The following is a 9,754-nucleotide window of genomic DNA, read 5'->3' on the forward strand; positions in this document are numbered from 1 at the left end:
CATTCCTTTATTGTATTTATATGTTTTTTATTGAATAAAAGTAATTATTTAATTTTTGAACCTATCCATTGGCCTAATTTTTTACCCCATTCTCGTGGATAATGTCCTGCATCGGTTCCAATTACTTTTCCTCCGCCATTAGTGTTTAATAATTCTTTTTTAGATAAAGTTTCAAATTTGTTATTTTTCATTTTTAAACTTCCTTCCTTATTATATTTATTAATTATTCTAAATACATTATACAATACAATAGATTTATATTGCAATTTAATAATATTTAAATTTTGAGTATATTTTTCCATTAAAAATTAATACTCTAGACATTTTAAATTTTTGATATCAATTTTTTGTTAGGCTTTATCTAACCTGTCACTTTTGGTGATATTAAAAAAATTTATCTTCTTGTAATCTTTTTATTCTAATTAGAGGGGAGATGTTCTAGGACAGGGCAATAGTCAATGTTTTTGGCAAGATTCGTGGTTCTATTGTTAAAAAAAGGCGAATAAGAATATAGCATACATATAATAAGGGAATGCAGTATAGATAAGTCTAGAAGCATTCCCTTGCTATAAGCATGTTATTTAAATTTTAGTATCTTATACGATTTAAAGAGTTTATGTAAGGTGTTTTGTTATTAGATCTAATGTATTAAAAATACAGATTTTGTATTGTAAGAGAAATTATGTTATCTATCTCGTGTATCCAAAACACAATCGCAAATGCTGATACTGTAACATGTGCTTTTTCATTTTTTTTATAATAAATCAAATAAGCATAATTATAAAGAATTCCTGTTACTGTAATACATATTACATAAGTTATTCCAAATGGATGATATAAACCAAACATTAATGCTGCAATTAAAACTATTAATAAATCATGTTCACGAATCCAGGGAATACAACGAAGAATCCAGAATAAAAAAACCTGGAAAATTAAAGTTTCTACTATAGGGGCTATAATTAAAACGGATAAAATTTGCTGATATATAGGTTCATTCTGAGCGGGGTTACTTTGTATTTCTGGTAAAAATAACATAAATGGTCTGGTAATTAAATAGCTTAAAACTACCATAATCAATATAAATGATATTGGATGTAAATTCACAAAAAATTGATGTATTTTTTTTATCATTTATTATCTTTCCTTTTCAATTAAAATATAAAAATACTTAATATGAATCCTTTCTTTATTTTAAACTATTCATCATTATAAATATATAATTAATAATACAAAGAGGATTCATAATGAATCCTCTTTGTATTATTTGTATATTACCATTTTCCGTATGGAGCACCATGTTTATATCGACTATCTGTTCGACCGTAAGTACTATAAATACTTAATATGAATCCTTTCTTTATTTTAAACTATTCATCATTATAAATATATAATTAATAATACAAAGAGGATTCATAAAAAATAATGAATCCTCTTTGTATTATTTGTATATTACCATTTTCCGTATGGAGCACCATGTTTATATCGACTATCTGTTCGACCGTAAGTACCATATGTTTTTTCGCGGCAAGAATCATTATCCCAACATTGTTTTCCAGCTTTGATAATAGGACCGAAAATTCCTCTTGCTCCACCATTTGTTTGAAGTTCTTTTTCATTAAGTTCAGCAAATTTTGTGTTATTTAAATTCATGCTGTAAACCTCCCTTTAATATTTTAATATTTAGAAATATTCATTTCATAAACTTATTCTAATACAAAATATGTAATTCCAAATATGCAATTTTGCATATTTGGAATTTTTTTATAATTTTTACTATAAATTTATTTTATTTTATATAATGAATTATAGATGGATATAAAATAGTGAAAGAAGGATTGAATTTGTTTAAAAAGTTTAAATGTATTCAACAGCATGATTTAAAAGATTGTGGACCTGCATGTCTTGCAATGATATCAAGACATTATGGAATTTCTATTTCAATTGCTAAAATTCGTCAAATTGCAGGGACAGATTTAGAGGGTACAAATGTACAAGGGATATTGGAAGCTGGAGAAAGACTTGGTTTTGATGTGAAAGGAGTAAAATCAACAGATCCTACACTTTTAAATGAAATTCCTTTGCCTGCAATTGCTCATTTAGTAGTAGATGGTGAATTACTGCATTATGTAGTAATTCATAAAGTAAAGAATAATAGAGTATATGTTGCAGATCCTGATAGTGGGTCTGTTAAATATAAATTGGAAGACTTTTTAAAGGTTTGGACAGGGATTTTAATTTTGATGAGTCCAAAACAAAATTTTGAGAAGGTAGAAGTATCTAAAGGGGTATTTTCTCGTTTTTTGTCTTTATTGAAGCTGCAGACTAATTTGTTATTTCCAATTTTTATTGCTTCTATATTTTTTAATCTGTTTGGTTTTGCTGGAGCATTTTATTTTAAGTTGTTAATTGATGATATAGTTGTAAACCAATTAATGGAAACGCTTCATATTGTGTCTATAGGAATTATTGTTTTGTATATTTTTAAAATTTTGCTCTCTTATTTTAGAACGCATTTAATTTTATATTTGAGTAGACGTATAGATATTCAGTTAATGCTTGGATACTATCGTCATGTAGTTGGTTTGCCGCTGCATTTTTTTGAAACAAGAAAAGTTGGAGAGATTATTTCGCGGTTTATGGATGCTGGAAAAATAAGAGATGCATTATCAACGATAACTGTTACATTAATGATTGATACAATAATGGTAATGCTAGGGGCAGTATTGTTATATGCGCATAGCTCAATTTTATTTGGAGTTACATTGCTATTAGTTCCTTTTTATATAGGTATTATTTGGGGATTTCATAAACCTTATCAAAACATTAATCGTAAAGAAATGGAGAGTAATGCTAAATTAACATCTTATTTGGTGGAATCTTTAAACGGTATTGCAACAGTAAAATCATATAATGCTGAAAAAGAAGTCTTTTTTCAAACAGAAAGTCGTTTTGTTAATCTTTTGAGATATGTATTTAAAAGTGGAATTTTAGCTAATTTACAAAGTTCTATTAAAATGGGACTTGAATTAATTGGTGGGACAATTATTTTATGGGTTGGTGCGATGGAAGTGTTAAAAGGGAATATGACAATTGGGGAATTAATTTCTTATAATGCGCTTTTGGTTTATTTTTTGAATCCAATTGAAAATTTAATAGGAATTCAGCCTACAATGCAATCTGCATTAATTGCGGGAGAACGATTAAATGAAATCTTTGATTTAGATTTAGAACAAAATGAAAAAGAATATAATAAAGTTTCCCCTAAAAAGTTATCTGGAAAAATTGAATTTGTGGATGCTACATTTCGTTATGGGACACGTAAGAATGTATTAAATAATATAAGTTTTTCTATTGATCCAGGTAGTCAAATTGCGTTTGTTGGGGAAAGTGGTTCTGGAAAAACTACTATTTCTAAATTATTAATGAATTATTATGATCTTAATCAAGGTGATATATATTATGATGATTATCAAATTAAAGAGATAAATAGAGTAGCATTGAGGAATCGTATTGCATATGTTTCACAAGAATCCTTTTTCTTTAGTGGATCTATTTATGAAAACTTGATATTTGGATTGAATCGTGTAGTTTCACTAGAAGAAGTTATTCAAGTATGTAAGCAAGTTTGTGCACATGATTTTATTAGTGAATTACCATTACGCTATGAAACGATTTTAGAAGAAAATGCTTCAAATTTATCTGGAGGACAAAGACAAAGATTAGCTATCGTAAGGGCATTGTTAAAGAAACCAGATATTTTAATTTTAGATGAAGCCACTAGTAATTTAGATTCCACAACAGAAAAATTAATTACAGATATGCTAAAAGAATTAGGTTTACTAGGAATAACGGTAATTATGATTGCACATAGATTAAGTACGATTCAGCATGCAAATAAAATTTTTGTAATGAAAAATGGAAATATTATAGAACAAGGTTCTCATGAAGAATTATTATTTATGAAGGCTGAATATTATCGTCTTTGGAAGAATCAAACGATTCATGTAGAACATATAGAAGAAAAATCTTATGTAATGAGTGGTGATCAATATGAATAAGATTTATTCTTTTGATCAATTATCGGATAGTGTAGAACTGCTAGAAAGAAAGCCACCTCGTTTTATTATGGGATTGCTATGTTTTTTATTTATGAGTTTATTACTTTTTATGATTTGGGCATATATAGGAAAAGTAGATATTGTAAGCAAAGGGACTGCAATGATACAAGGTAAATATGATGTGAGCGTATCGAGAACGCAAATTGGAGGAATTGTAGATACTGTTTCTGTTAAATCAGGTGATGAGGTAAAAAAAGGAGACGTTTTAATTCAATTAAAAAATCAGGAATTAATAGATAAACAGAGTCAATTGGATCAAATTATTAAACATTTAGAAAAGAAAAAAGGAATGTTAGAACAATTAAAACAGAGTATTCAAGCTCATAAATTGCTCTTTTTGGGTGATACAGATAAAAAGATTATAGAGGAATATAAATCATATGAACAAACTTATCAATCTTTACAAAATGAAAAAGATAATGAAATAAAAGTTATAGATAATAATAAAATTATTGGTGAGCAAGATGAAGTATTACAAGGTTTAATTATAGATAAAGAAAATATACAAAAAGAAATAAATTCCATTAAAAAACAAAAAGAGACTATATTAGATGATTATAAAAAATCTCTGGATGATAAAATAGAATCTTTAGATTCTCAACGGAATGGTATTGAAAAAAGGATTCAATTAAGAAAAGAAACCTTACAAAATGAAGGGAAAAAAGTTGATATTGTTAAAAAAGGAAAGCAAGAAGAAAAGAAAAATGTTTTAAATCAATATAAAGAAAGTACAATTGTTTTAGTTAATCAGCGAATTGAACCTTTAGAGCAAGAAATTTTCATGAAAAAGCAAGAATTGGATGTGTTACATAATCAAAATGATATGACAAGTATAAGGGCGCAAAGAGATGGAGTTGTACAATTTTCCTCTGCTATGCAAAAAGGTGATCTAGTTGATTCTGGTCAAGAGATAGTTTCAATTATCCCTAAAAATACTGAGAAAAAGATTAGAATTCTATTACCGGCTCAAGATATAAAAGGTATTAAAAAAGGGGATAAAGTACAATATTCGTTTAAACTAAAGAAATCTGATAAACAAACAGGAATAGTAACTTATTTATCAGCACATCCTATTTTTGATAAGGATTCTAAAGGGTATGTGTATGAATTAGAAGCAACAATTGATATACAGGATTCACATGAGTTGTATACAGGGATGGTAGGTAGGGCTTCTGTAATAATCGGAGAAGAACGAATTTGGAAATTTATATTAAAGAAATTCGATTTTATTTCTAATTAATATTGAAAGAGGCCAATCTTTAAATAATAAGGATTAGCCTCTTTTATTTTTCACTAAAATTGGTAGTTCAAATATAAAATGTATCAAGTATGTTATCTTTTTCTTCTTTATTGATACAAATATATTTTAAAGTGATTTGTGGTGTACTGTGATTTAGGATTTCTTGTAACATAGCAACATCTTTTGTTTGTTTATAGAACCAATAACCGAAGGTTTTGCGCATGGTATGAGTTCCGATGGATTCTATATCGGCAAAATCTCCGGCTTTTTGCAATTGTCGATAAGCCTGGATCTTACTAATGGGTTTGTCTCCTTTTCGAGAAGGAAATAACCAGGTATTATCTAGAGTTTGAGCATAAGAGTATACCTCATCAAAAATGGAGGTAAGGTTAATCATGCGTTCTTTCTTTGTCTTTCCTTCTTTGATTTTGAATTCTTTTCTCTTTTTTCGTTTTAGTTTTACTATAGTTTGTGTTTCGAGTTGGAGTAGATCACTTACGCGAAGTCCGGTATGAATTCCAACAAGAAAGAGAATATAGTCTCGTTCGGAACAATGACGTTTCAGAGCCCATTTCATATCTTCGATTTGTTCTTTGCTACGTATGGGTTGGACATCAATGAGATGTGGTTTTTTGTTCATGGATTTTCGACCTCTTTATTTAAAGTGTTTTGAATGTATACTTTTGTTGTTGAATTAAAGGATATCAGAGAAATTGGGATGAAGTCAATGTTTGAAGGGATTTGAATGTAAACTAATATTTAAAAGTTTACTTTCAAACAAATGGGATTCTTAATTTATTAAGAATCCCATTTGTTTGATATTTTGATTATGTTAATTTGTTTGGACTAGAGGTGGAGTTAGTTGATGTAATTCTATTTTTTGATTTATTATTTCAGCTAATCCTTGTAAATCTGGGAATAAAATAAATTCATCTATTCCACAAATTTGTAGAAATTTGTTTGCATCAGGAAGGATTGCTGGATGTAAAGTAATCTTTTTTAAAATATTTTCGTTTATAAGGTTTCCGTTATATTCATTTTCTAGTGAATGTAATGAATTTCCTTGCAAAGTAAAAAAACCTTTTTGAGCAATTATTCTAGGATTATTTTTATTAGGAGCCATTGCAAAGCTATGTTGTATATTCTTTTTTTGAAAGTCATCAGGATATTTAAACTTGTCTACTGGAAATACAATTTTATCTCTGTTAACGGATTTTTCATTTAATCTTATTGGATCTAGCATCCATATGCATGCATTTTGTTTATCATTTTGCCAATTTTTTAAGGCGAAATATATAGATATTGCAAAAGATTCAGTCCAATCTAACAACCTAGTTTTTACACCATGATGTTGCATTATGTAAAGAAGATCCCAACTTTTTTTTGTAATTAAGGTTTGTGATGAAATTTTGAATTGATTATATGCTGATTCTTCTATTTCTTGGTAGCTTTTTATGTTATTTCCCAAATTCAAACGGAATAATCCTGAGTTTAGTTTGTAACTTGAGTTATTATGACCTCTAAACCATACTTTATTTGTTTTACTATTATTAGTGAATTCACTAACCTGGTTTAGAATTGAAATCCATTCTTGTGAAAATGCCATGTTTATCATCCTTTTAATTAAATTTATACAAATAAAAAAGTCCCTCGTGTTATAATTGAAAGCGACCAAGCAATCAATTAGTGAAGGGGACTTTTTGTGTATGCATTTTTAATTAAATTTTCTATATGAATCATAACATAAAATGTTTCTCTTCTCTAGTTGAAAATCTTAGAAAAGAGGAGAAAGATTATGTCAAAGCTCGTCAAATTAGAACAAGCTGAAAAAAATGCAAGATTGAGAGATATTGAGAATTCAAAGATCTTGTCAGAGGAAGAGATGTACATAGCAAATGAGCTTCAAGCAAAAGCTAATTCGCATGGAATGAAGTTAGTACCTGAACGGAAGATAAAAAACAAAGCTAAATTTGTTCAGATCATTCAACAAAATATCCAGTATTTATTTGAAATTGATTATTTAACAAATGCTGAGAAGGTATTTTTATTAGATATTTCAATGTGTGTAGGTTTTTTAAGTAATTGCTTAGTTAGTGATATTAACTCTAAAGAACAAATTCCATTAACTCAGCGAGAATTAGCAAAAAAAATAGGAAGACATGAAACAAAAGTTAGTCCTTTGGTTAGAAAATTAATTGATAAAGGCATTATTGCTCGTTCAGAGAGTGGTGTTGATGATAATAATGTTAGGGCATATGCTTTGTTTATAAATCCTCATGTTATGTTTTCAGGGAATAGAGATGAAGTTAATCCAACACTTAAAGCTATGTTTAGAAAGGTTCCTAAACAACTTAAAAATTTGCCTATTAAATTATTTTAAGTCTACTTTAATTAGTAGGCTTTTTTTGTTAATTTCGTACTTACCAAAAACGGTAAGTTTACTTACCAAAAACGGTAAGTACGAAAAATCCTGAAACCCTTGATATTACTGGGTATTTTCTACTTTGGTATGCTTGTCCCTTCTTACTCTATATAGAAATAGCTAAAAGTTCCGCAAGGAACGGGTCGTATTTTCTTTCGCTTTGCTACAGAAAATCTCCACCCTTTTCGCTTTGCTACATCCTTGCAAAACTTTTTTCGGCTCGAGTTTTGGTGGCACCAAGCCGACACATCCAAAAGCAACTATTTAGGTTTACCGGCTTGAATTTGTTATTATACGAGCCGAACCGCTAATACTTTCGAATTATAATTTCATTTACCACATGTATAGATACGTAATACGTGGGGTTTCGCCCCCACACGACGAACCAGCCTCTACTCCAAAAGTCAACGGAAAAGCGAAGTACAATGGAATGGCAATAGCCGCACCGTTGTACTTGTAATTAAATACACCATCATAGCGCTCATTTTTCGTTCTAAGAGCGTTATTTTGATTTTATTAGGAAATCTATTAGTTTGTGTTTAAAATCTAATAGAAACGATTTTGAGAAGTTATAAAAGCCTTGTTTGTTTTATATACGAGGAAGAATTGTTGATCTAAGAGTAAAAAAACAAGTTTTTAGTCTTCCTAAATATCCATTGAAAACCCATTGGATGTACATTGAAAGTGCGTTGGAACTCCATTGAATTTTTTGTATTTGTGATATCACGTTTTTGTTAGGCTTTGCCTAACCTGTCACCCTTGGTGATAGCAAAAATCCCTTATGCTCTTGCACTTGTTGAACTTACTCTTTTCTTTGTTTGATTTGAAATCTATAATTTCTAATTTTATAAAATTATTTGTTTCAAAATTGTTAGAAAAGTTTTTTGGCGCGGCGACGGTCTTCGCTATATGTATTGAATAATCATTTATTAAGAAAAAAATGAAGTATAACTTAGATCTGTGAAGAATTTGTTATTTTTATATGACAGAAGGATATGAACCTTAGTAAAATGAATTAGTAAAAACCTAGGTTTGATACCTAGGTATCAAGGTTGATATTTCCGAAAATAACCCTTGATATTTAAAAAACTTAGGTTTTTATCTAAGTTTTAAAGGTGGGTAAAAAGATGGATAAAAGTGAAAACCTAGGTGAAGAAAAACCAGGTTATATAGCGATGACTGTTAAAGAAGTTGCATTGTGTTTAGATGAATCGCCAAATGTTATAAGAAATTGGATGAAAGAATTAAGGATGTATATTCCTTTAGAGAAAAATGAATCAGGATACAATGTTTTTAACGAAAAAGCTCTTGAACAAATGAAGATAGTTAAACAATTGCATCGAGAACAAAATTACTCAATAAAACAAATTGAACATTACTTTGCTACGGGTGGAGAGAGTATAAAACCTGTTCCTAGCAAAGAAGTTGGTGAGATTTTAGCTGAAGAATTAAAAGCATTAAAAAATGAAGTTAGTAGACTTAGAGAACATAATGAGAAACAAGAAGAATTTAATAAGTTGTTAATTGAACAATTACAAAAACAACAAGATTATATTGATAATAAGTTAGAGAAACGGGATCAGAAGTTACTTGAAACAATCCGTGAAGTACAAGAAACAAAAGTATTAACAGCATCTACTGAATCCAAAGGTTTTTTTGCGAGGTTATTTGGAAAATAACCATTTTAAGATTTATGATCCGAGTCCTGGCGTTTATGCCGCGAAAGTTCCTTGACGATGAGGGGAACCCTCATGCAAACTCGCCAGAGGTGGCCCCAGAAGGGCGGTTTTTGCCCGCTGGGGTTATCTTTGGGAGTTTGAGGGTTCAGAGGCTCGTGGTCAAGGGAACCGTGGAATAAAAAGCGAGGACGGACCCCAGGACAGGGCAAAAACCAATGTCTTCGCCAAGATTCGTGGTTTTACTGTTAGAAAAAGGCGAATAAGAATATAGCATAAATACAATAAAGGAATG

General features: G+C 29.4%; 9 protein-coding genes. 4 read left to right on the forward strand and 5 right to left on the reverse strand.

The genetic code is table 11. The features are described 5' to 3' along the window. Window positions 1–44: 44 nt before the first annotated feature. The 3 genes from DN389_RS28620 to DN389_RS27890 form a co-directional block, all read right to left on the reverse strand. A complete protein-coding gene (locus DN389_RS28620; protein WP_170265049.1) occupies window positions 45–191 on the reverse strand; it encodes a hypothetical protein in 147 nt (48 codons plus the stop codon). 457 nt (window positions 192–648) lie between these two features. Beyond that, window positions 649–1,134, reverse strand: coding sequence for a CPBP family intramembrane glutamic endopeptidase (locus DN389_RS27885; protein ID WP_149237831.1), 486 nt, complete (start codon window positions 1,132–1,134; stop codon window positions 649–651). A 318-nt stretch (window positions 1,135–1,452) separates the two neighbouring features. Beyond that, window positions 1,453–1,653 (reverse strand): hypothetical protein, encoded by a 201-nt coding sequence (locus tag DN389_RS27890; protein ID WP_149237832.1) that lies wholly within the window; start codon window positions 1,651–1,653, stop codon window positions 1,453–1,455. 191 nt (window positions 1,654–1,844) lie between these two features. Here DN389_RS27890 and DN389_RS27895 point away from each other — a divergent pair, with 191 nt between their 5' ends. Both DN389_RS27895 and DN389_RS27900 read left to right on the forward strand, forming a co-directional pair. Continuing rightward, entirely contained in the window at window positions 1,845–4,061 is a 2,217-nt protein-coding gene (locus tag DN389_RS27895; protein WP_149237833.1) for a peptidase domain-containing ABC transporter, read from the forward strand. Then, a complete protein-coding gene (locus DN389_RS27900) occupies window positions 4,054–5,361 on the forward strand; it encodes a putative HlyD family type I secretion protein (protein WP_149237834.1) in 1,308 nt (435 codons plus the stop codon). The genes DN389_RS27895 and DN389_RS27900 overlap by 8 nt, the downstream gene beginning before the upstream one ends. Window positions 5,362–5,428: 67 nt before the next feature. Here the strand turns inward: DN389_RS27900 and DN389_RS27905 are convergent, their stop codons facing one another. Both DN389_RS27905 and DN389_RS27910 read right to left on the reverse strand, forming a co-directional pair. Next, entirely contained in the window at window positions 5,429–6,001 is a 573-nt protein-coding gene (locus tag DN389_RS27905; RefSeq protein ID WP_149237835.1) for a tyrosine-type recombinase/integrase, read from the reverse strand. Between the two features lie 192 nt (window positions 6,002–6,193). Next, entirely contained in the window at window positions 6,194–6,967 is a 774-nt protein-coding gene (locus tag DN389_RS27910; RefSeq protein ID WP_179955914.1) for an FRG domain-containing protein, read from the reverse strand. A 189-nt stretch (window positions 6,968–7,156) separates the two neighbouring features. Between DN389_RS27910 and DN389_RS27915 the strand changes: the two genes are divergently transcribed. Both DN389_RS27915 and DN389_RS27920 read left to right on the forward strand, forming a co-directional pair. Further along, window positions 7,157–7,741, forward strand: a complete 585-nt coding sequence (locus DN389_RS27915; protein ID WP_149237837.1) for a MarR family transcriptional regulator — start codon at window positions 7,157–7,159, stop codon at window positions 7,739–7,741. Between the two features lie 1,169 nt (window positions 7,742–8,910). Beyond that, window positions 8,911–9,462 (forward strand): MerR family transcriptional regulator, encoded by a 552-nt coding sequence (locus DN389_RS27920; protein ID WP_149237838.1) that lies wholly within the window; start codon window positions 8,911–8,913, stop codon window positions 9,460–9,462. Window positions 9,463–9,754: the final 292 nt, after the last annotated feature.

This window comes from Bacillus sp. AY3-1, from assembly GCF_008368785.1.
GTDB lineage: Bacteria > Bacillota > Bacilli > Bacillales > Bacillaceae_G > Bacillus_A > Bacillus_A wiedmannii.

Excerpts from the sequence above, each read along its gene's own strand:
- DN389_RS28620 (WP_170265049.1), bottom strand. The coding sequence starts at position 191 with ATGAAAAATAACAAATTTGAAACTTTATCTAAAAAAGAATTATTAAAC.
- DN389_RS27885 (WP_149237831.1), bottom strand. The coding sequence starts at position 1,134 with ATGATAAAAAAAATACATCAATTTTTTGTGAATTTACATCCAATATCA.
- DN389_RS27890 (WP_149237832.1), bottom strand. The coding sequence starts at position 1,653 with ATGAATTTAAATAACACAAAATTTGCTGAACTTAATGAAAAAGAACTT.
- DN389_RS27900 (WP_149237834.1), top strand. The coding sequence starts at position 4,054 with ATGAATAAGATTTATTCTTTTGATCAATTATCGGATAGTGTAGAACTG.
- DN389_RS27905 (WP_149237835.1), bottom strand. The coding sequence starts at position 6,001 with ATGAACAAAAAACCACATCTCATTGATGTCCAACCCATACGTAGCAAA.
- DN389_RS27910 (WP_179955914.1), bottom strand. The coding sequence starts at position 6,967 with ATGGCATTTTCACAAGAATGGATTTCAATTCTAAACCAGGTTAGTGAA.
- DN389_RS27915 (WP_149237837.1), top strand. The coding sequence starts at position 7,157 with ATGTCAAAGCTCGTCAAATTAGAACAAGCTGAAAAAAATGCAAGATTG.
- DN389_RS27920 (WP_149237838.1), top strand. The coding sequence starts at position 8,911 with ATGGATAAAAGTGAAAACCTAGGTGAAGAAAAACCAGGTTATATAGCG.